Annotated in this window: 17 protein-coding genes; 13 read left to right on the plus strand and 4 right to left on the minus strand. The window is 60.8% G+C overall.

All coding sequences use genetic code 11. The features are described from left to right. Positions 1-66: 66 nt before the first annotated feature. Positions 67-1,515: a DUF4214 domain-containing protein gene (locus OSW16_RS07210; protein WP_267821901.1), complete on the minus strand. Its 1,449-nt coding sequence runs from the start codon at positions 1,513-1,515 to the stop codon at positions 67-69. Positions 1,516-1,532: 17 nt separating this feature from the next. After that, complete coding sequence (locus tag OSW16_RS07215; RefSeq protein WP_267823909.1) at positions 1,533-2,414, minus strand: hypothetical protein; 882 nt, start codon at positions 2,412-2,414, stop codon at positions 1,533-1,535. A gap of 565 nt (positions 2,415-2,979) precedes the next feature. On the opposite strand from OSW16_RS07215, the gene OSW16_RS07220 reads away from it, so the two are divergent. The 11 genes from OSW16_RS07220 (at position 2,980) to OSW16_RS07270 (ending at position 16,647) form a co-directional block, all read left to right on the plus strand. Continuing rightward, positions 2,980-4,791: a type I secretion system permease/ATPase gene (locus OSW16_RS07220; protein ID WP_267821904.1), complete on the plus strand. Its 1,812-nt coding sequence runs from the start codon at positions 2,980-2,982 to the stop codon at positions 4,789-4,791. A 12-nt stretch (positions 4,792-4,803) separates the two neighbouring features. After that, a complete protein-coding gene (locus OSW16_RS07225) occupies positions 4,804-6,129 on the plus strand; it encodes an HlyD family type I secretion periplasmic adaptor subunit (RefSeq protein WP_267821906.1) in 1,326 nt (441 codons plus the stop codon). Continuing rightward, positions 6,126-7,583: a TolC family outer membrane protein gene (locus OSW16_RS07230; RefSeq protein ID WP_241802930.1), complete on the plus strand. Its 1,458-nt coding sequence runs from the start codon at positions 6,126-6,128 to the stop codon at positions 7,581-7,583. The genes OSW16_RS07225 and OSW16_RS07230 overlap by 4 nt, the downstream gene beginning before the upstream one ends. Positions 7,584-7,849: 266 nt before the next feature. Further along, a complete protein-coding gene (gmd, locus tag OSW16_RS07235; RefSeq protein ID WP_241802931.1) occupies positions 7,850-8,881 on the plus strand; it encodes a GDP-mannose 4,6-dehydratase in 1,032 nt (343 codons plus the stop codon). Continuing rightward, positions 8,881-9,777, plus strand: coding sequence for a GDP-mannose 4,6-dehydratase (locus OSW16_RS07240; RefSeq protein WP_267821909.1), 897 nt, complete (start codon positions 8,881-8,883; stop codon positions 9,775-9,777). Before gmd ends, OSW16_RS07240 begins: the two co-directional genes overlap by 1 nt. Next, positions 9,774-10,919, plus strand: a complete 1,146-nt coding sequence (locus OSW16_RS07245; RefSeq protein WP_241802933.1) for a glycosyltransferase family 4 protein — start codon at positions 9,774-9,776, stop codon at positions 10,917-10,919. The genes OSW16_RS07240 and OSW16_RS07245 overlap by 4 nt, the downstream gene beginning before the upstream one ends. Beyond that, the gene (locus tag OSW16_RS07250) at positions 10,916-12,046 is read left to right on the plus strand and encodes a glycosyltransferase family 4 protein (RefSeq protein ID WP_324288824.1); all 1,131 of its coding nucleotides are present in this window, start codon (positions 10,916-10,918) and stop codon (positions 12,044-12,046) included. The genes OSW16_RS07245 and OSW16_RS07250 overlap by 4 nt, the downstream gene beginning before the upstream one ends. Before the next feature lie 58 nt (positions 12,047-12,104). Further along, positions 12,105-13,073: a UDP-glucose 4-epimerase family protein gene (locus tag OSW16_RS07255; RefSeq protein WP_267821911.1), complete on the plus strand. Its 969-nt coding sequence runs from the start codon at positions 12,105-12,107 to the stop codon at positions 13,071-13,073. Further along, entirely contained in the window at positions 13,070-14,074 is a 1,005-nt protein-coding gene (locus OSW16_RS07260) for an MraY family glycosyltransferase (protein ID WP_267821914.1), read from the plus strand. Before OSW16_RS07255 ends, OSW16_RS07260 begins: the two co-directional genes overlap by 4 nt. 44 nt (positions 14,075-14,118) lie before the next feature. Further along, a complete protein-coding gene (locus OSW16_RS07265; protein WP_267821915.1) occupies positions 14,119-16,128 on the plus strand; it encodes a polysaccharide biosynthesis protein in 2,010 nt (669 codons plus the stop codon). A gap of 186 nt (positions 16,129-16,314) precedes the next feature. Further along, complete coding sequence (locus OSW16_RS07270) at positions 16,315-16,647, plus strand: ComEA family DNA-binding protein (RefSeq protein WP_241802937.1); 333 nt, start codon at positions 16,315-16,317, stop codon at positions 16,645-16,647. A gap of 125 nt (positions 16,648-16,772) precedes the next feature. Here OSW16_RS07270 and OSW16_RS07275 read toward each other — a convergent pair whose 3' ends face one another. After that, positions 16,773-16,940 carry a DUF2897 family protein gene (locus OSW16_RS07275; protein ID WP_241802938.1) on the minus strand — a complete coding sequence of 56 codons (168 nt, stop codon included), beginning with the start codon at positions 16,938-16,940 and terminating at the stop codon, positions 16,773-16,775. Positions 16,941-17,123: 183 nt separating this feature from the next. Between OSW16_RS07275 and pyrF the strand changes: the two genes are divergently transcribed. Together pyrF and OSW16_RS07285 are read left to right on the plus strand one after the other, a co-directional pair. Further along, positions 17,124-17,825, plus strand: a complete 702-nt coding sequence (gene pyrF, locus OSW16_RS07280) for an orotidine-5'-phosphate decarboxylase (RefSeq protein WP_012313329.1) — start codon at positions 17,124-17,126, stop codon at positions 17,823-17,825. Positions 17,826-17,943: 118 nt separating this feature from the next. Beyond that, the gene (locus OSW16_RS07285) at positions 17,944-19,137 is read left to right on the plus strand and encodes an O-antigen ligase family protein (RefSeq protein ID WP_267821919.1); all 1,194 of its coding nucleotides are present in this window, start codon (positions 17,944-17,946) and stop codon (positions 19,135-19,137) included. Here the strand turns inward: OSW16_RS07285 and OSW16_RS07290 are convergent. Beyond that, complete coding sequence (locus OSW16_RS07290; RefSeq protein WP_241802941.1) at positions 19,134-20,024, minus strand: glycosyltransferase family 2 protein; 891 nt, start codon at positions 20,022-20,024, stop codon at positions 19,134-19,136. The two genes, OSW16_RS07285 and OSW16_RS07290, sit on opposite strands and share 4 nt — an antisense overlap. Positions 20,025-20,338: the final 314 nt, after the last annotated feature.

Genomic DNA, 20,338 nt, shown 5'->3' on the forward strand with positions numbered 1-20,338 from the left:
AAGTCGCCCCCTTTTGCATGCACCCCGCCTTGCGGCGGAGTGAATGCCTGGCTACAGCAGGGCTAGTTACACCTGGCCGTGCAGTACAACGACGTTGTCGATGTTTGCAACAGCTTCGTTGGAACCAACGATGCCGATGGCCACGTCGGCGTGCGAAGCGCCTTGGGCGATCTGGGCAGACCAGTAGTCCTTCTCGCCTTCTTCCGAAGCACGGTCCAGAGCGGACTGGTACAGCGACTCGATGAAGTCGTTGTTGGCTTTAACGCCAGCTTCGTCCGAGGTGACGATGTCTTTGGCAACATCGGCACGGCTTGCGCCGTTGAACAGCGAGGATACCCAGAAGTCCAGGTCCTGTTGCTCAGCTTCGCGGCCCAGTACGTTGGTGTACAGGTCACGGATGAAGTCGCCGTTCGAAGCGTCCAGGGTCTGAGCTTCGCTGGAAACAGCGATAGCAGCAGCCACGTCAGCCAGCGAACCACCGTTGGCCAGCATGTCGGTCCAGGTGCTTGCACCCGAATCGTCAGCAGCACGGCCCAGCAGCGCCTGATACAGCTCGTTCACGTCGGTAGCGTTGTTAGCGCCGGCGTATTCGTTCGAGTTCAGGAACTCGTTGGCGATGTCGGTCAGCGAAGTGCCGTTGTTGACTTGGCCAACGAAGGACTTGGCGCCTTCCAGGTCTGCGTCACGGTCCAGTACGCCTTGGAACAGGCGCAGTGCAGCGGCTTCAGCATCGCTGTAGGCCAGAGCAACGGTCTCGACTTCTTCGCCGTTGACGAAGGTCAGGAACTCGGCGTTCGAGATCGAGGCAGTCTGGTTGCCGGTCAGGGTAACGTTGAAGTTGGCGTTGGTGGCGAACGCGTAGTCTTCACGCGAGCCGTCCAGCTGAACCACGTCGTAGCCAGCGCCGGTGTCGACGATGTCGGTGTGGTCTTCACCGCTCAGCACGACAGTGTCGTTGCCCGAGCCAGTTTTGACGTTGTTGTTGCCAGCGCCAGCGATAACGGTGTTGTTGCCGTTGCCGGTCACGATGGTGTCGTTACCGTCACCGCCGTCGATGAAGGTGTTCTGGTCGCCATTGACGGTGATTACGTCGTTGCCGTTGCCAGTGGTGACAACCAGGCCGATTTCGGCGTTGGCGTCAGCGGCTACAGCTACGTCGGCTGCCAGGGCAGCGAAGGCGGCTGGGGCAACGTTGCCCGACTGGCCTTGCAGGGTGACGTTCAGGCTGGCATCGCTTTCCAGGATGTAAGCGCGAGCGCCGGCAGCTTCAGCTGCGGACAGGTCCAGAGTGACCAGGTCGGCGGCAACACCGGCGATTTCGCCGGTAACAACGTCAACGGCGCCGCCAGCTGGCAGCTCCAGGTTTACGCCGTCGAAGCTTGCAACGTTAACGGTTGCGCCTTCGGCTTCCAGGCCCAGCAGGGAGCTGATCGCGTCAACAGTGCTGTCGGACAGGGTGGTAGCGGCCAGGAAGGTCTGGAACTCGGTGGACGAGACGGGGCTATCGTATTGCATGGTGTATTCCTGTTACTTCAAGCCAATTGGCTTGTTGCACTGAGGTTCTGCGGTTGCGCAGAGTTTTCCCACGGAGACTTAGAGCGGGCAGCGTTCATCTTCGTAACGGGAGTAACGGCGATATGCAGCGCCACCAACGGCTCGTTGCCGGTGGGGCCATGCATCATCTGATTGGCGAGCAGGCGTTGTGGCTCGGCATTGCCGAACACGATAAGGCCTGTCAATTCGTAGTGTTTGCGCAGCGGCCCAACCAGGCTGAAGCCCACGCAGATCAGCGGCAGGCCTTCGCCTCGCGCGCCAACGAAGGTGCCGGTGGACACATTACGGCTGGGGCCGGAGCCGGCCACCATGCAGGTGTAGAGCAGGTCGACGCCATCCGGCTTGTTGGGCCAGTTGATAGCGAAGCTCTCGATGAATTCGTCGCTGCCGGGCGTGCCGATGCGGCCTTCGCTCGAAACCACTTCGCCTGATTTTTGCAGGTGCGCGGTGAGCTCGAAGGCGGTGGGGCTAGCGGTTGCGGTAAGGCTGGGGGCAGGCTCGCTGCTGGCCACCACGGCAAAAGTGCGCATGATGGCAGGCGAGGTGTCGATGCGGTCGATGCGCAGGTCGACCGGGTCGATCACGTCGTCGAACATGTGGTATTCGGTGATCAGTACGGTGGTCACGCCACCTTTGACCCGGGCCACGATGGTGTCGCCCAGTTTGGTCAGCATGTTCTTGCTGACACCCTCGGCGGGGAAGAAATCGATCGAGCCTTTGCCAAGCGGCGCCTGTTGCAGCGCAATGCACACGGGTTTATCGGCCGGTGGCTGCGAGGCATAACGGAAGATGTACATGCCCGGCTCCAGCAACGTTACGCGGGAGCTGATCTTCAAGCCATCGAGGGGCTGGGAAGGCATAGACATGGCGTTGTTAAGCTCCTTTTAAACGAAACACCGGTAGCTAACTTGCTCAAACCCGTGCGTACACCAAAACGGCCGGTAAAGGCTCCTTGCGAGGAGCGAAGATGAAGGGATGGGATAATGTTGTCAACTCGCAAAGGTAAAAAAAATTTCACTGAAAAACTGAACTAAATCCTCGGGTTAGCGCTCGCAGGCCACGCAGGGCGCAGACTGAAGTGACTGATGGGTCTGTGATCAATGCGGTTTTTTTTCATTAAAATCAATGACTTGATGGCTCTGTTGTTTCTGGAGTCAATTTTTAATTTACTCTGACTTAGGTGCGGCAGGCTGCCGCAGCCTGTGTTGCCGTTGGTCGTTTTTAAAGAAAGGCATGGCCTTCTGCCGCGTAAGTAAGCAGTGACGCAGCTTTTTTATGCCTTTTTGTTGACTTGCATCAGGGTTTTTTCATAAACAAGGCGTTTCGTCGGCTTTGTCTGCACCTGGCCTCTTGATAGGGCAGGCTGCGTTCTTCTCGGTGGGTGTTACACTGCCCGCCGCTTTTGTCATTCTCAGTATGGATACCATGAGTTCACAATCCGAAAATAACCTGCAAACCGCACTCAAAGCCTGTAAAAGCAGCTTCATTTCGGTCGGTTTCTTCAGCTTCTTCGTCAATGCGCTGATGCTGGTGCCCACCTTCTTCATGATCCAGGTGTCCGGGCGCGTCGTACCTTCTAGCAGCACCTCCACGTTGTTTATGCTTACCCTCATTCTTACCATTTTGGTCGCCACCATGGGTGCGCTGGAGTGGGTGCGTTCGCGCATTATGGTGCGTATCAGCAACCGCCTGGATGTGATGCTCAGCCGCGATGTGTATCGGGCCAGCTTCAAGCGCGCACTCAACAGTGGTGGTTCGGATGCTACTGCGCAGTCGTTGAACGATTTGACTGCCTTGCGCCAGTTTTTCACCGGTACGGGGCTTTTTGCGTTTTTCGATGCTCCATGGTTTCCCATTTATACGGCGGTGATGTTCCTGTTCCATCCTTGGTTCGGGTGGATGACGCTCGGGTGCGGTGTCGCGCTCGCGGTGCTGGCGGTGGTCAACCACCGCGTGACCGGTAAGGCGTTGGCCACTGCCAATAAAGAGAACGTCGCCTCTAACGTCATCACCACCAAAACCCTGCGCAATGCCGAAGTCATCGAGTCGATGGGCATGCTGGAAACACTGATGAACCGCTGGGCCAAGCGCCAGCGCAACATCATGCTGCTGCAGTCCGAGGCTAGTGATAAGGGCGGCGTGGTCAGCTCGATTTCCAAGACGTTCCGCACCTGGTCGCAGTCAATCATGCTGGCCATCGGTGCTTACCTGGTGGTAACTCACGAAATCAACCCGGGTCTCCTGATGGCCGGTTCCCTGCTGCTGGGCCGGGCGCTGTCGCCCATCGACCAGATGATCGGTAGCTGGAAAGGTTTTGTCGCCGCCAAGGTTCAGTACGACCGCCTTAGCAAGGTGATGGACGACCTCAACAAAGAGCCGGAGCGCATGCCACTGCCTGCCCCGGAAGGCCACATTCAGGTGGAAAACCTGATTGTCGCGCCGCCAGGCGCCAAGGCTCCGGTACTGCGCAGCATCAGCTTCGTGGCGCCAGCCGGCTCGGTCGTCGGCATCGTCGGCCCGAGCGCTGCGGGCAAGTCGACCTTGGTGCGTGCGCTGATGGGCATCTGGCCGCCCCAGCACGGCGTGGTGCGCCTGGATGGCGCCGACATCTCGACCTGGGACAAGCAGGCCCTAGGCCCGTACGTCGGCTACCTGCCGCAGGACATCGAGCTGTTCGAAGGCAGCATCAGCGAAAACATCGCCCGCTTCGACAAAGTCGACCCGGAGAAGGTGGTGCAGGCGGCGCAGATGGCCGGTGTGCACGAAATGATCCTGATGCTTCCGGACGGCTACGACACCGTGATTGGAAGCGACGGTGTCAACCTTTCTGGCGGCCAGCGCCAGCGCATCGGCCTTGCCCGTGCCATTTATGGCAACCCGCGCCTGATCGTGCTCGACGAGCCCAACTCCAACCTGGACGATGTGGGCGAGCGCGCACTGGGCGTAGCCCTGCAAAAGCTCAAGGAAACCGGCGCCACGGTGTTCATCGTGTCGCACCGCCCCAACATCCTCACGCGCCTGGACCGCATCCTCGTCATGGCCGGCGGCACCATCTCGATGTATGGCGAGCGTGATCGTGTCATCGCCGAGCTGGCCGCGCAGCAGGCCAAGGGCCAGCAGCGCGTTGCTCAACCGGCTGCGCCGCAACCTCCCGCAGTCGCGCCCACCGCGCCTCGCCCCGCTCCCCCTGCGGCTCCTGCCGCTGCGCCCGTCACCTCGACCAGCACTGGCGCATAAAAGGATTTTTTGATGAGCAGCAAAGCAATCACCACGTTCGACCACAATTTCGATGACATGCCCACCTCCGATCGCGGTATTCGCCGCATCGGCCTGACCATCGTTTTTGTTACCTTCGGCATTTTTGGCACCTGGGCAGCGGTCGCCCCTTTGAGCAATGCCGTCCACGGCTCTGGCGTTGTCACCGTGCAGAACTACCGCAAGACCGTTCAGCACTTGGAAGGCGGTATCGTCAAGGAACTGCTGGCCCGTGACGGTGACCTGGTCAAACAGGGCGACCCGCTGATCGTACTGGATGAAGCTCAACTAAGTTCCGAGTATGAGTCCACCCGTAACCAGCTGATCGTGGCTCGCTATAAAGAAGCGCGTCTGCGCGCCGAGCGCGATGGGTTGCAGGCTATCCCGCCTGTAACTATGGAGGGCACCGATTCGGACCGTGCCATGGAAGCCCTGGCAGGTGAGCAGCAGGTGTTCAAGGCGCGGCACGATGCGTTGCAAGGCGAGATATCGGTCAACCGCGAGCGCATCGAGCAGATGAAGCAGCAGATCGCTGGCCTCAATGACATGATTCGCACCAAGCGCAACCTGGAAAAGTCCTACACCGGTGAAATCAAGCAGCTCAAAGAGCTGCTGGCCGAAGGCTTCGTCGACAACCAGCGCCTGCTCGAGCAGGAGCGCAAACTCGACATGCTCAAGACCGAAGTGGCCGACCATGAGTCGACCATCACCAAGACCAAGCTGCAGATCGGCGAAACAGAGTTGCAGATCGTGCAGTTGAAGAAGAAATTCGATTCGGATGTGGCCGACGAGCTTTCCGAAGTGCAGGCCCAAGTGTTCGACCTGCAGGAAAAAGAAGCTGCGCTGCGGGACCGCCTGTCGCGGGTGGTGATCCGCGCGCCGGAAAGCGGCATGGTGCTGGACATGAAGGTGCACACCATCGGCGGCGTGGTCAGTGCGGCTACGCCACTGCTCGATATTGTCCCTGCCTCTTCGGAGCTGGTGATCGAAGCCAAGGTCGCGACCAAAGACATCGACCGCCTCGAACTGGGCAAGACGGCGGATATCCGCTTCAGTGCCTTCAACCAGGCAACCACCCCGGTTATCGAAGGCACGCTGATCCGTATCTCCGCCGATAGCCTGACTGAGGAACGTACCGGGGACCCGTACTACCTGGTCCGGGTGAAGGTTACTGAAGACGGCATGAAAAAACTCGGCAACCGCAAGCTGCAACCGGGCATGCCAGCTGATGTCCTGATCAACGCAGGCGACCGCACCATGCTGCAGTACTTGCTGAAACCGGCGCGCAACATGTTCGCCGAATCGCTGATCGAGGAATGATTGTGCTGCGTTTGCTACCGGGTGTTTTGATTTGCATGACCGCTTGGCAGGCGATGGCGGTGGAGTCCCAGGGCGAAATGCCAAGAGGTGTTGCCGCATCGACCTACGCCCTGGACCTCGCAGGGCTCTACCGCGAAGCCCGTCTGGAAGATCCTCGCGTGCTGGCTGCCTACGCCCGGGCGCGTTCGGCGGCCGAGCAGCAGCGTGAAGCCTTGGGTGGCTTGCTGCCGCAGGTTTCGGCCAACGCCAACTCCAGCCGTGTGTTGCGCAAGAACGAACTGTCGCGCGACATTTATAACAACGAAACCTACTCGCTCAGCCTGACCCAGTACCTGTACAACAAGCCGGCCTGGGAGCGTTACCAGAAGTCCAAGAGCGTCAAGGCCCAGAAAGGCCAGCAGGCCGAGGATACCTTGGCCGAAGCGACAGTCGACCTGGCCAAGCGCTACTTCGTTGCCCTGGCGGCAGACGATGAGCTGGCGCTGGTGCAGGCCGAGCGCCGCGCCACGCAAAAGAACCTTGACCGCGTCAGCATGATGTTCGACCGGCAAATGGCCAAGATCACCGATAAGCTCGACATGCAGGCGCGTGTCGATTCGCTGGCGGCGCAAGAGGTCGACGCACGCAACCAGGTGCAGGTCAGCCGTGAGGCATTGGCCGAGATTGTCGGGCGGCCAATCAATGAACCGCTGAGCCGGGTGCGAAATGATGTGGCACTGCAGGCGCCGACGCGCCCGCTGCAAAGCTGGATTACCCAGGCGGTTGAAACCAACCCGATGCTCAAGGCCTCGCAAAGCGGCGCCGAGGCGGCCAATGCCGCGGTGCGTGAGGGCAAGGGCGAGCATTATCCTCAGCTGTCTTTGAGTTTGAGTGCACAGCAAAGTGACCAAGGGTACGACAACACCCAGGCGCCGCGCAGCGACAGTTATGTGGCCACGCTCGGGGTGAAAATCCCAATCTATAGCGGCGGTTCCACTTCTGCCCGGGTGCGGGGGCTGTATGACGAGCAACTGGCGGCCGAAGAGCAGATGGAAGGCGTTCGCCGCCAAGTGGTCAAAGAAACCACCACGGCGTATCTCACTGCCCAGTCCAGTGTCGAGAAGATCCGCGCCAACCGTAATGCGTTGTCCTCAGCGCAGAAGTCCAGCGTTGCCGCGCAAAAGGCGTTCACCTACGGCGTGGTCAACGCCGTGGATGTGCTGACGGCCGTACAGAACGAGTTCAAGGCGCGGCGTGATCTGTTGAGATCGCAATATGATTTCATTACCAACCTGTTCCTGCTCAATCGCTGGGCAGGGGAGTTGAATCAGGAAAGCGTGGACAACGTGAACGTGTGGTTGAGCCCGGTGCCCGAGACCAGCTTGCCTGGTGGCGATGTGGCCCGTGTTGATGGCGCGGCTGCTGCGCGGCCCGTGGCTGGTAAGGCGGTGCAGGGTGCAACTGCGCTGAATTGAGCGCAGGAGTGGGTGAGCGCCGCCCGCGCGGCGCTCGATCTCGCAGGCCCTGCAAAATCCCTCGCCAGGTACCTGCCCCACCCACCACACCTGCCGCCTAGGCAAAAACTACCGGCTGCCTAACACAAGCTTTTTCTGAGTCGAGCACATCGCCCAACAGATGTATACTCCGTCACCGAACCTTAACGTGCGCGCGGCAGGAACAGCCCGCGCCGGTCTAATAATCACACATGCCCGCACGGCACTATCGGAGTTGGTTAAGTCGCATGAAAGCAATCGTCACTGGGATCACTGGTCAAGACGGCGCCTACCTGGCGGAACTGCTGCTGGAAAAGGGCTACACGGTCTACGGCACCTACCGTCGCACCAGCTCGGTCAACTTCTGGCGCATTGAGGAACTGGGGATCCACACCAACCCCAACCTGCACCTGGTCGAGTACGACCTCACCGACCTGTCGGCCAGCATCCGCCTGCTGCAAACCACCGAAGCCACCGAGGTGTACAACCTCGCCGCGCAGAGCTTCGTTGGCGTGTCGTTCGAACAGCCGCTGACCACCGCCGAAATCACCGGCCTGGGCGCGGTCAACCTGCTCGAAGCCATCCGTATCGTCAACCCGAAAGTGCGCTTCTACCAGGCCTCCACCTCCGAAATGTTCGGCAAGGTGCAGGAAATCCCGCAGGTAGAAACCACCCCGTTCTACCCACGCAGCCCCTACGGCGTGGCCAAGCTGTACGCTCACTGGATGACCATCAACTACCGTGAGTCGTACAACATCTTCGCCACCAGCGGCATCCTGTTCAACCATGAGTCTCCTCTGCGCGGCCGTGAGTTCGTGACCCGCAAGATCACCGACTCGGTAGCCAAGATCAAACTCGGCCTGCTCGACAAGCTGGAGCTGGGCAACCTCGACGCCAAGCGCGACTGGGGCTTTGCCAAGGAATACGTCGAAGGTATGTGGCGCATGCTGCAGGCTGACGAGCCAGACACCTTCGTGCTGGCCACCAACCGTACCGAAACCGTTCGTGACTTCGTGACCATGGCCTTCAAGGCCGCCGGTATCGAAATCAACTGGAGCGGCAAGGACGAGGCAGAGCAGGGCACCTGCGCCGCCTCCGGCAAGGTGCTGGTCGTGATCAACCCGAAATTCTACCGCCCTGCCGAAGTGGAGCTGCTGATCGGCAACCCGGCCAAGGCCAAAGAAGTACTGGGTTGGGAGCCAAAAACCAGCCTGGAAGAGCTGTGCCGCATGATGGTCGAAGCCGACCTGCGTCGTAACGAAAAAGGGTTCTCGTTCTGATGCAAATGGCCAGTAAACGCGCGCTTATCACAGGGGTTCAGGGGTTCACGGGCCGCTACATGGCGGCCGAGTTGCGAGCCAGTGGCTATGAAGTAGTCGGTACGGGCAGCCAAGTGCTGGATGCCCCGGACTACCACCAGGTCGATCTCACCGACGGCCCGGCCTTGCGCGCGTTGCTGGCCGAAGTGCAGCCGGATGTCATCGTGCATCTGGCTGCCATTGCGTTTGTCGGGCACGGCGCAGCCGATGCGTTCTACCAGGTCAACCTGGTCGGCACGCGCAACCTGCTCGAAGCCATCGCAGCCTGCGGCAAAGCACCCGACTGTGTGCTGATTGCCAGCAGTGCCAACGTATATGGCAATGTTTCCGAAGGGATGCTGGGCGAGCAGACGCCGCCGGCGCCCGCCAATGATTACGCGGTCAGCAAGCTGGCCATGGAATACATGGCGCGGTTGTGGTTCGACCGTTTGCCAATCGTCATCACGCGCCCCTTCAATTACACCGGTGTTGGGCAGGCAGAAAACTTCCTGCTGCCCAAGATCGTTTCGCACTTCAGCCGCAAGGCAAGCACCATCGAACTGGGCAACCTCGACGTATGGCGCGATTTCAGCGACGTGCGTGCGGTGGTGCAGGCTTACCGCGGGCTGATCGAAGCGCGCCCGCTGGGGCAGACGGTGAACGTCAGCTCCGGGCAAACCCATTCGCTGCGCGAAGTCATCGCCAAGTGCTCGGCCATTACCGGGCATCAGATCGACGTACAGGTGAACCCGGCTTTTGTCCGCGCCAACGAGGTCAAGACCTTGTGCGGCGACAACAGCCTGCTGCGCAGCCTGGTACCCGGCTGGCAAACCCCGACACTGGATGAAACCCTGGGTTGGATGCTTGCGGGTAAATGAAGCTCATCCTTTCCGTCGAGCCGATCCGCTTCCCGCTGACCGGCATTGGACGCTATACCTACGAACTGGCGTCGCGGCTGCAGAACAGTAGCGAGATCACCGACCTGCAGCTGTTTGCCGGTCGGCGCTTCCTGCCAGGCTTGCCCCAGCCGTCGGACCAGTCCGATGCCGTGCATGGCCTCAAGCGTTTCGTGCAGAAGAACGCCTTGGCGGTCGAAGCGTATCGCCGGCTGATGCCCTTTTTGCGCAAGCGGGCCTTGCAGGGCTATGAGCAATTCATCTACCACAGCCCCAACTACTACCTGCCGCCCTTCGCCGGCCGCAGTGTGGCGACCTTCCACGACTTGTCGCCATTCACCTGGGCGCACTGCCATGCGCCGCAGATAGCGCGTTACCTGCAAAAAGAGCTCACGCTTACCCTGGAACGCGCCGATGCGTTGATCACCGATTCGCACTACACCCGTCAGGAGCTGGCCGATTACTTTGCCTGGCCCATTGAGCGGATCCACGCGGTGCCGCTGGCCAGTTCGCCAGAGTTCTACCCGCGTAGCCCCGACATGCTGCGCGAAACCCTTGCCCGGCACGGCCTGGAACCGGGCGGTTACAGCCTGTTCGTGGGCACCATCGAGCCGCGCAAGAATATCGAAACCTTGCTGGACGCTTACGGCAGGTTGCCGCTGGCGCTACGCCAGCGCTGGCCGCTGATGCTTACCGGCTACCACGGCTGGCGCAGCGAAGCGATCCACGCCCGTATCGCTCAGGCGCAACAGCAGGGCTGGGCCCGTTACCTGGGGTTCGCTGCCGCCCAAGACCTGCCCTTGCTGTTTGCCGGGGCCCGGTTGTTCACCTTCCCGTCGCATTACGAAGGGTTCGGCTTGCCCGTGCTCGAAGCCATGAGCTCCGGGGTGCCGGTGGTGTGTTCCAACAGCTCTTCACTGCCTGAAGTGGCAGGCCAGGCCGCCTTGATGTGCGCGCCCGACGACGTGGACGGGCTCACGGCGTTGTTGCAGCGCGGGCTTGAGGATCAAGCCTGGCGCGCGGCCGCGGTAGAGCAGGGGCTGCGCCATGCCGCCGGGTTTTCTTGGGAGCGCTGCACACAAGCCACCCTCGAGGTTTACCGCAAAGTCAGGGAAGGGCAATGATCAAGGTTCTGCATTTTTTCAAGACCTACTACCCCGACTCCATGGGCGGTATCGAGCAGGTCATTTTCCAGATCGCCGAAGGTTGCCGAGCCGAGGGTATCGATTCGCAAGTGCTCTACCTCAGCAACCGTGGGGCGGCGCGCAACCAGCCGGTGGCCAACCACCTGGCCCACCGCGCCAAGCTTGACCTGCACGTGGCCTCTACCGGCTTCTCGCTGTCGGCCCTCAAGGACTTCACCGAGCTGGCCAGGGAGGCGGATATCGTCCATTACCATTTCCCCTGGCCCTACATGGACCTTGTGCATTTCATGGCACGGGTGAACAAGCCGTCCGTGGTGAGCTACCACTCGGATATCGTCAAGCAGAAGTGGTTGCTCAAACTCTATCAGCCTTTGATGCACCGTTTTTTCCAGAGCGTGGACCGGGTTGTCGCATCCTCGCCCAACTATGCCGCGCATAGCCCGGTGCTGACGCGCTTCAAAGACAAGGTCTCGATCATCCCCTATGGCCTGGACCGGTCGACCTACCCCAAGGCATCCGCGCAAAAGCTGGCGTACTGGCGCGCGCGGTTGGGTGAGCGGTTTTTCCTGTTCGTCGGCGCGTTGCGCTACTACAAGGGCCTGGACCACTTGCTGCAGGCCGCGCAACTCAATGGCTTGCCAGTGGCGATCATGGGCGGCGGCTTCCTCGAAGGGCAGCTCAAGCAGCAGGCCGCCGAACTGGGGTTGGACAATGTGCACTTTCTCGGCGGCCTGCCCGATGAAGACAAAGCCGCGCTGCTGGAGCTGTGCTACGGCTTCGTGTTCCCGTCGCACCTGCGCTCCGAGTCGTTCGGCATTTCGCTGCTGGAGGCGGCCATGTATAGCAAGCCGCTGATTTCTTGTGAAATGGGTTCGGGTACCACGTTCATCAACCTGGCCGATCAGACCGGGCTGGTAGTGCCGCCACGGGATGCCACGGCGTTGGCACAGGCCATGCAGCGCCTGTGGGACACCCCAGCCATGGCCCAGGCCATGGGGGCCAAAGCGTTGCAGCGCTATGAAGAGGTCTTTACCGCACCTTTGATGGCCGCCTCATACGCTGAGCTTTACCGTAGCCTGTTACAAGGCAGGCAAGGCCCCGCCTGATTCCCACGGGCCGTTTGCACTTGCACTATTGTTACGCCTGCGGGCTGGATGTTCACTCATGGATAGACAAACCATTCTCGTCACCGGCGCCAGCGGTTTTGTCGGCAGCGCGCTCTGCCACAGGCTGGCTTCAATCGGCGTGTACGGCCCTCGGGCGGCTTTGCGCCGTGCTGGGACGGGGCCGGCGGACATACCGGCGGTCAACGTAGGCGACCTGGCCGCCACGACGGATTGGGCTGAAGCCTTGGCCGGGGTGGACGCCGTGGTGCATGCCGCCGCGCGCGTGCACGTCATGAAAGAAACCGCCGCCGATAGCCTGGCCGCGTTCCGCCGGGTCAATGTCGAGGGCACGCTCAACCTCGCCCGGCAAGCAGCAGCGGCGGGGGTACGGCGCTTCGTGTTCATCAGCTCGGTCAAGGTCAACGGCGAGGCCAGTATTCCGGGCCAGCCCTTGCGTGCCGATGATGCAGCCATGCCGCTGGATGCCTATGGCATTTCCAAACATGAAGCAGAGCAGGGGTTATGCCAGGTAGCCGTGGCCACCGGTATGGAGATCGTGATTATTCGGCCGGTACTGGTCTATGGCCCAGGGGTCAAAGCCAACTTCCACAGCATGATGCGCTGGGTGCAGCGCGGGGTGCCGTTGCCATTGGGGGCTGTCGATAACCGTCGCAGCCTGGTCTCGGTGCAAAACCTCGTAGATCTTGTGGTTACCTGCATCGATCACCCTCAGGCCCGTAACCAGACTTTCATGGCCAGCGATGGCGAGGATGTGTCCTTGAGCGAGCTGTTGCGGGCCTTGGGGCGTGCGCTCGGCCGCCCGGCGCGACTGTTGCCGGTGCCCCCAGCCCTGCTCCAGAGCGCTGCCAATCTGGTTGGCCGGCACGACCTGGCCCAGCGTTTGCTAGGGTCGTTGCAGGTAGATATTGCCAAGAATCAGCTGCTGCTGGGCTGGCGCCCCCCGTTCACCTTGCAGCAGGGGCTTGACGCCACCGCCCGCGCTTTTCTGGAAGGCCACCGCCCATGATATGGCTGATTATCGCTGCTGGCCTCATTTCACTTGCCCTGACCGCAGGGCTTCGGCGTTACGCGCTGGCGCGCAGCTTGCTGGACATCCCCAATGCGCGCAGTTCGCACACCTTGCCCACGCCACGCGGTGGCGGCCTGGCGTTCGTCATTACATTCCTGGCCGCCCTGCTGGTGCTGGGGTGGAGCGGGGTGGTCCCGTTCCGATTGCTGGTCGGCCTGCTCGGGGCCGGGGGGCTGGTGGCGCTGATCGGCTTCATGGATGACCACGGGCATATCGCCGCACGCTGGCGCTTGCTCGGCCACTTTGTAGCGGCCGCCTGGGGGTTGTACTGGTTGGGGGGCATGCCTGCGATTACGCTGTTCGGCCTACCGCTGGACATTGCCTGGCTGAGCGCTATCCTCGCCGCGTTGTACCTGGTCTGGCTGTTGAACCTCTATAACTTCATGGATGGCATCGACGGTATCGCCAGTATCGAGGCCATTTGCGTGTGCCTCGGCGGTTGCCTGCTCTACGCGATTACCGGTCACCCACAGGCGATCGGGTTGCCGTTGCTGCTGGCGGCGACGGTGGCGGGTTTCCTGGCCTGGAACTTCCCCCCGGCGCGGATCTTCATGGGCGATGCCGGCAGTGGTTTCCTGGGTATCGTACTGGGCCTTCTGGCACTGCAGGCAGCCTGGATAAACCCGCTATTATTCTGGGGGTGGTTAATACTTATGGGTGTGTTCGTGGTCGATGCCACGTTCACATTGGGGCGGCGCCTGTTGCGGGGCGAAAAAGTCTATGAAGCCCATCGCAGCCATGCCTACCAATATGCGTCACGGCAGTACGGCAGCCATCTACCCGTCAGCCTGGCGGTGGCGGCCATCAATATCGGCTGGTTGCTGCCCGTGGCTGCAGCCGTGCTGCTGTTCAAGCTTGATGGCGCAGCGGGAACCTTGATTGCCTACGCGCCTCTTACACTGCTGGCGATCAAGTATCGCGCAGGCGAACGCGAATAACATGGCCAGAGTGGGCTGGGGCATATGTGGCTTAGGAGAACCGGATGAGTGACGCGAATAAAGACAGGGTGCGCCAGTACCTGGTGAACCTGTCCCGGCGTCAGAAGCGCCTGATACAGGTGTGCACCGACGTCGTGCTTATCTGGTTTGCCCTGTGGCTGTCGTTCATCGTGCGCCTGGGCATCGATGAAATGTACAACCCCATCATCGAACACACCTGGCTGTTCCTGGCTGCGCCGATCGTGGCTATTCCGCTGTTCATCCGCTTTGGCATGTACCGCGCGGTGATGCGCTACTTTGGCAATGATGCGCTGGTTGCCATCATCAAGGCGGTTACCTTGTCCTCCTTGATACTCGCTGTGGTGGTCTACTGGTACAGCAACCATCAGGTCATCGTGCCGCGTTCGATCATTTTCAATTACTGGTGGCTGAGCCTGGTCATCATGGGCGGCTTGCGCCTGATCATGCGCCAGTATTTCCTCGGCGACTGGTTCAGCGGTGCTCATCAAATCCCTTTTACCAACCGTGACGATGGCCAGGTCAAAGTCGCCATTTACGGCGCTGGCACGGCCGGCAACCAGTTGCTGGCGGCATTGCGCATGGGGCGTGTGATGCGTCCTGTGGCCTTCATCGACGATGACGGCGACCTGGCCAACCGGGTCATCTCCGGCCTGCAGGTGTACAAGCCCAAGCACCTTGACCAGATGATCAAAGAAACCGGCGCCCAGGAAATACTCCTGGCGCTGCCAACCGCTTCACGCGCGCGGCGTAAAGAGATTCTCGCCTTCCTCGAGCCTTACCCCTTGCATGTGCGCAGTGTGCCGGCGTTTGCCGACCTGGCCAGTGGCCGGGTAAAAGTCGATGACATCCAGGACGTCGACATTGCCGACCTGCTGGGGCGCGACCCGGTGCCGGCGCAGGATGAACTGCTTTGGCGGTGCAACAAGAAGCGTACCGTGCTGGTGACTGGCGCGGGCGGCTCGATCGGCTCCGAGCTGTGCCGGCAGATCATCGGGCTGGAACCCAAGACCCTGCTGCTGTTCGACCACAGCGAATTCAACCTGTACAGCATCCTCACCGAGCTTGAGCAGCGCATTACGCGCGAGTCTCTGGCGGTGCAGTTGCTGCCGATCCTAGGCTCGGTGCGTAACCAGCAGCACCTGGCCGATGTGATGAGCACCTGGCGGGTGGACACCGTGTATCACGCTGCGGCCTACAAGCACGTACCCATGGTCGAGCACAACGTGGCCGAAGGCATTCTCAACAATGTGTTTGGCACGCTGTGCACGGCGCAGGCCGCGCTGCAGACGGGCGTGGCCAACTTTGTGCTGATCTCCACCGACAAGGCCGTGCGCCCGACCAACGTGATGGGCAGCTCCAAGCGGCTGGCCGAGCTGATCCTGCAGGCGCTGAGCCGCGAAGCGGCGCCGGTGATGTACGGCGACAGCAGCAAGATTTCCCGGGTGAACAAAACCCGCTTCACCATGGTGCGCTTCGGCAATGTGCTGGGTTCTTCCGGTTCTGTGATTCCGTTGTTCCACCAGCAGATCAAAGCCGGGGGGCCGCTGACGGTGACCCACCCGAAGATAACCCGCTATTTCATGACCATTCCCGAGGCTGCGCAGCTGGTGGTGCAGGCGGGGGCGATGGGGCAGGGGGGCGATGTGTTCGTGCTGGACATGGGCGAGCCGGTGAAAATCGTCGAACTGGCAGAAAAGATGGTCCACCTGTCGGGCTTCAGTGTGCGCAGCCCGGATAACCCGCACGGTGACATCGCCATCGAGTTCAGTGGGCTACGGCCCGGCGAGAAGCTTTATGAAGAGCTGCTGATTGGCGATGACGTTTCCCCTACGGCCCACCCGATGATCATGGCTGCCAACGAAGACTTCATCGTCTGGGAAGTATTGCGCGAGCGCTTGGCCGTGCTGTTCAAGGCAGTGGCCGAAGATGACTTTACCCGCGTGCGGCAACTGCTGCGCGAACTGGTCAGCGGCTACTCGCCAGAGGGTGACATCGTCGACTGGGTTTACCAGCAGCAGCGCCGGGACCGTTAGCACTGCCCTTGCTCTTTCAATGCGCTGGGCACCTTCCTACAGCTGACGCCATTGTGTGCTGTCAGCTGTTGAATTTGGTAACCAATCCCTTGATCCGCGGGCTTTCTCAGGGGCCTTCGAGCCGTTAGTTTTACCGGGCAGCCAAGGAAACGCTGCCTCGTAAACTTTCTCGAAGGAGTGTCCACAATGCGTAATATCGTTCTTTCCTACCTGTTCCTGCCACTGTTCGCGGGCCTGTCCATGGCGACCAGCGCCGCGCCGGCAGCCAGCGCAATGATGGCCGAGCCGGCACCTGTGGTGGCTCAAGCGGCGGCCTCGGCTGGCCGGCTGAACTTGAACAGTGCAGATGCAATCACGTTGCAGCAGGGCCTCAACGGCATCGGTAAGGCCAAGGCTGAAGCGATCGTCGCATACCGGGATGCGCATGGGCCATTTGCGTCGGTGGACGAGTTACTGGAGATCAAGGGCATCGGCAAGGCGCTGCTCGAGCGCAATCGTGACAAGTTGACGGTGGAGTAGGGGGCACTGTCATCCGCTAGCCTGTCTTGCTTGTACTAGCGCCCTTGAGTTCGAGCGCCGCCCGCGCGGCACTCGAGCTACGCAACCCCAAATACGCAGGGCATTCAAAACACCGTACCCTAGGCCTACCGATCCCGCGCATCCTTGGCATCCGCCTCGGCATTGCGCTCGTGTACCTTCTTCAACTGCTCGTCGGTCAAGGGCAGTTTCTTCGCCGTATCGCGCAACATCATCAACCCGCCCACGATCGAGCCAAGGGCTAAGATCAGTATCAGCCAGGCATACCAAGGCATGGGGTTATCTCCTGTGATCGCACACAACGTGGCGTGTATGCATGTTGAGCAATGGCCGTATTCATTGGTTCAATTATAGGAGCCGGGCACGGCCTGGCCAAATCTGCTGATCCGCGGCCCCCAAAGCCTGGGCCACTTCGTTTACAATGCGCGCCGTTTACGACTTGCCAAGAGACCCCGACCATGTCCGCCTGCCAGACGCCCCTGATCGTCGCCCTGGATTTCCCTACCCGTGACGCCGCCCTGAAACTGGCCGACCAGCTCGACCCTGCCCTGTGCCGGGTGAAAGTTGGCAAGGAGCTGTTCACCAGCAGCGCGTCCGGCATTGTCGAGTCGCTGTGCGCGAAGGGCTTCGAGGTGTTCCTGGACCTCAAGTTTCACGACATCCCCAACACCACCGCCATGGCCGTGAAGGCTGCCGCCGAAATGGGCGTGTGGATGGTAAACGTGCACTGCTCCGGCGGCCTGCGCATGATGTCGGCCTGCCGCGAAGTGCTGGCCAAGCGCAGCGGCCCGCAGCCACTGCTCATCGGCGTGACCGTGCTGACCAGCATGGAACGTGAAGACCTGGCCGGCATCGGTCTGGACATCGAACCGCAAGAGCAGGTGCTGCGCCTGGCGGCACTGGCCGAGAAAGCCGGCATGGACGGGCTGGTGTGCTCGGCACTTGAAGCGCCGGCGCTCAAGGCTGCGCACCCGTCCCTGCAGTTGGTAACACCGGGCATTCGCCCTGCCGGCAGCGCGCAAGATGATCAGCGCCGCATTCTGACCCCGCGCCAGGCGCTGGATGCCGGCTCGGATTACTTGGTGATCGGCCGCCCGATCAGCCAGGCGGCAGACCCGGCCCAGGCCTTGGCAGCGGTGGTCGCCGAGATCCGTAGCTGACACCTGCAGGCGTTTCACAGCAACCTTTTCAACATGGGTGGCGTTCAGCGAGCCCTTCGATCCTTACATTGGAATGCAGGGCTCACACTGAACATTCCCGTTTGCCAGAGGATGCTAGATGTCAATTGATGTGTCGATACAGTCGCCGGCTCAACGCTGGGCAGGCATGGTGACGCGCTACGTGTTGCCGCTGGGCTGGCTGGCCCTGCTGACGGGGATGTTCTGGGCGTGGGACCGCTCGCTGTACCACAAGCTCTTTTACCTGCTGCTTGCCGCGCCCACGTTGATCGTCTTGATCCTGCAGCCACGGCAGGCCAAGGCGTTGTTTGGCAACCCGCTGTTCATTGCCTTCCTGGTGTTCTCTGCCTACACCCTGCTGAGCATTGCCTGGTCCGATACCGAGAACTCGGTAGGCAGTTTGCTCAAGCGGCCCTTGTACATTGCCATGGTGTTGCTGTCGGCCGGCCTCATCAGCTTGCAGTCACCGGCACAGCTGCATCAGTGTGTGCGCCTGGCTGCCCTGTTTGCCGCAGTCGCCGCTGGTGTTTCGCTGATCTACTTCTTGGGTCTGGCGGCGGGTGAGGGCGGGCGCCTCGACGGCTACGGCGCGCTCTACAACCCCTTGCTGACTGCCCATGTGTTCGGCGCTTTCGCTGCTATTTGGTTGGCAACCTGGTTCCAGACGCGCGGCGCGCTCAACATTCTGGCTCTGGCCTGCCTGGCGGTACTGGGCATGGCCATTCTTGCCACGGGCTCGCGTACGCCGTTGATCGGGTTGGCGGCTGCACTGGGTTGGTTGCTGATCGTGGGTGACCGGCGCCACGGCTTGATCGCAATGGCGGCCGTGGCCCTGGCTTTGGTTGGGGTTGCGGTGTTCTACCCTGAAGCGATCACTCAACGTGGCGTGTCCTACCGCCCCGAAATCTGGATGGAATCGCTGCGCCAAATCGGTGAGCACCCCTGGCTTGGCCATGGTTACGATGCCCCGATGACGGTGATCATTCCAGGCCTTGAACAGACGCTCGCCGACCCGCACAACATCGAGCTGGGCGTGCTGTATGCAGGTGGGGTCGTGGGCTTGGTGCTCTGGTTGGTGCTCTACGGCCTGGCCATGCGCTTTTGCTGGGCTTACCGCAAGCACCCCGGGGTTACGCTTGCGGCGACCTGGCTGATATTCGGCTTTGCTTCAGGGCTGACAGAAGGCAGTGCGTTCATGTCACGCCCGAAAGAGCATTGGTTTCTGATCTGGATGCCAATGGCTGTGGTCTACGCCCAGTGGCTGATACACCGGGGCGGTAAAAAGCTCGCTTAAGACCAGAGCAGGCGCCACAGGCCACGCAAAGTCTTTCTGTTCCAGTACTTGAGCGGGATATCAGCCAGGATTTCCCGCGTCAGTTGCTTGTCGCGGTTGGCGTACTTGAGCACCATGGAGTTGCGGAACTTCATGCACACCTGCTCGTACTGCGGGTGGTCTTTGAAGTGTGCGTATGTCTTGAGCACGTTATCGACCATGAAGCGGCCGTTTTTGAAGGTGTTGGTCGGGTGGTCGCGGTACTGCGCCAGCACCTCGCCCAGCACGTCGATGTAATAACCGGCCCGCGCGATCGACAGTTCGATGTATACGTCTTCCAGGCGGATATCGGCACTGAAGCCGCCGACCTTCTCCAGGGCTTCGCGGCGCAGCATCAACGTGGCAGCCATGGGGCCTGGCTTGCGGTCCAGCCACAGGTCGTCAAAGTCCAGGCGGCGGAAGGGCAGGTTGCGTTTGCGCTGTTCGCGCGCGCCCATCACCTGGCCGTTATGGTCGATGGTTTCGATGTTGGCCGAGCAGATGCCCACTTCAGGCTTGCCATGCATGTACTCCACCTGGGTGGCGATACGGTGCGGCAGCATGATGTCGTCGGAGCCGAAAGGCACGATCAGGTCGCCCTTGGCGCGTGCAATGGCGTCGTTGAGGGTTCGCGCCAGGCCTTGGTTGGCCTGGAAGCGCAGGTCGAAGCCGTGTTGAGCCTGCAGCCGCTTGAGTACCTCAGGGCTGTCGTCCTTGGAGCCATCATCCACCACTAGAAGCTCGATGTTCTTGTACGTCTGGTTGACGACGCTGTTGATGCTGGCTTCGATGTAACGCGCGTGGTTATAGGACGCGATGATCACTGTCACCAACGGTGTGTCAGTAACGTCGTGATTCTGAGAAACCATTGCAAACCCCTAGCTTTGATCCATGTCGTGTGACGCTTCTATGCAGACTAGCTGCTCGTTTTCCAAAATGGTGCCAATTCAGCATCTTATGTAGGTCTTCGTCATTCTAAAGCATGGGGAATGCTAGGGATACGTCAGCCATGCTTGAGCGGGGCGCGATGGAGACGGTGAGGCATCTATCCACTCGTTGATTGAGAAATTTCCTACGTATCAGGACTGGTGATGCTTAGCCTGGAGAAATACCCTACACGTTCTGTCGACACGCGTCTGATTGTTCCTGGAAACACTGCACTTTAGGCTTCTTGGGTCGCCGA

This window comes from Pseudomonas putida (assembly GCF_026625125.1).
In the GTDB taxonomy this organism is placed as follows: Bacteria; Pseudomonadota; Gammaproteobacteria; order Pseudomonadales; family Pseudomonadaceae; genus Aquipseudomonas; species Aquipseudomonas putida_X.

Coding starts and splice junctions, on each gene's coding strand:
- OSW16_RS07210 (WP_267821901.1), bottom strand. CDS start 1,515: ATGCAATACGATAGCCCCGTCTCGTCCACCGAGTTCCAGACCTTCCTG.
- OSW16_RS07215 (WP_267823909.1), bottom strand. CDS start 2,414: ATGCCTTCCCAGCCCCTCGATGGCTTGAAGATCAGCTCCCGCGTAACG.
- OSW16_RS07220 (WP_267821904.1), top strand. CDS start 2,980: ATGAGTTCACAATCCGAAAATAACCTGCAAACCGCACTCAAAGCCTGT.
- OSW16_RS07225 (WP_267821906.1), top strand. CDS start 4,804: ATGAGCAGCAAAGCAATCACCACGTTCGACCACAATTTCGATGACATG.
- OSW16_RS07230 (WP_241802930.1), top strand. CDS start 6,126: ATGATTGTGCTGCGTTTGCTACCGGGTGTTTTGATTTGCATGACCGCT.
- gmd (WP_241802931.1), top strand. CDS start 7,850: ATGAAAGCAATCGTCACTGGGATCACTGGTCAAGACGGCGCCTACCTG.
- OSW16_RS07240 (WP_267821909.1), top strand. CDS start 8,881: ATGCAAATGGCCAGTAAACGCGCGCTTATCACAGGGGTTCAGGGGTTC.
- OSW16_RS07245 (WP_241802933.1), top strand. CDS start 9,774: ATGAAGCTCATCCTTTCCGTCGAGCCGATCCGCTTCCCGCTGACCGGC.
- OSW16_RS07250 (WP_324288824.1), top strand. CDS start 10,916: ATGATCAAGGTTCTGCATTTTTTCAAGACCTACTACCCCGACTCCATG.
- OSW16_RS07255 (WP_267821911.1), top strand. CDS start 12,105: ATGGATAGACAAACCATTCTCGTCACCGGCGCCAGCGGTTTTGTCGGC.
- OSW16_RS07260 (WP_267821914.1), top strand. CDS start 13,070: ATGATATGGCTGATTATCGCTGCTGGCCTCATTTCACTTGCCCTGACC.
- OSW16_RS07265 (WP_267821915.1), top strand. CDS start 14,119: ATGAGTGACGCGAATAAAGACAGGGTGCGCCAGTACCTGGTGAACCTG.
- OSW16_RS07270 (WP_241802937.1), top strand. CDS start 16,315: ATGCGTAATATCGTTCTTTCCTACCTGTTCCTGCCACTGTTCGCGGGC.
- OSW16_RS07275 (WP_241802938.1), bottom strand. CDS start 16,940: ATGCCTTGGTATGCCTGGCTGATACTGATCTTAGCCCTTGGCTCGATC.
- pyrF (WP_012313329.1), top strand. CDS start 17,124: ATGTCCGCCTGCCAGACGCCCCTGATCGTCGCCCTGGATTTCCCTACC.
- OSW16_RS07285 (WP_267821919.1), top strand. CDS start 17,944: ATGTCAATTGATGTGTCGATACAGTCGCCGGCTCAACGCTGGGCAGGC.
- OSW16_RS07290 (WP_241802941.1), bottom strand. CDS start 20,024: ATGGTTTCTCAGAATCACGACGTTACTGACACACCGTTGGTGACAGTG.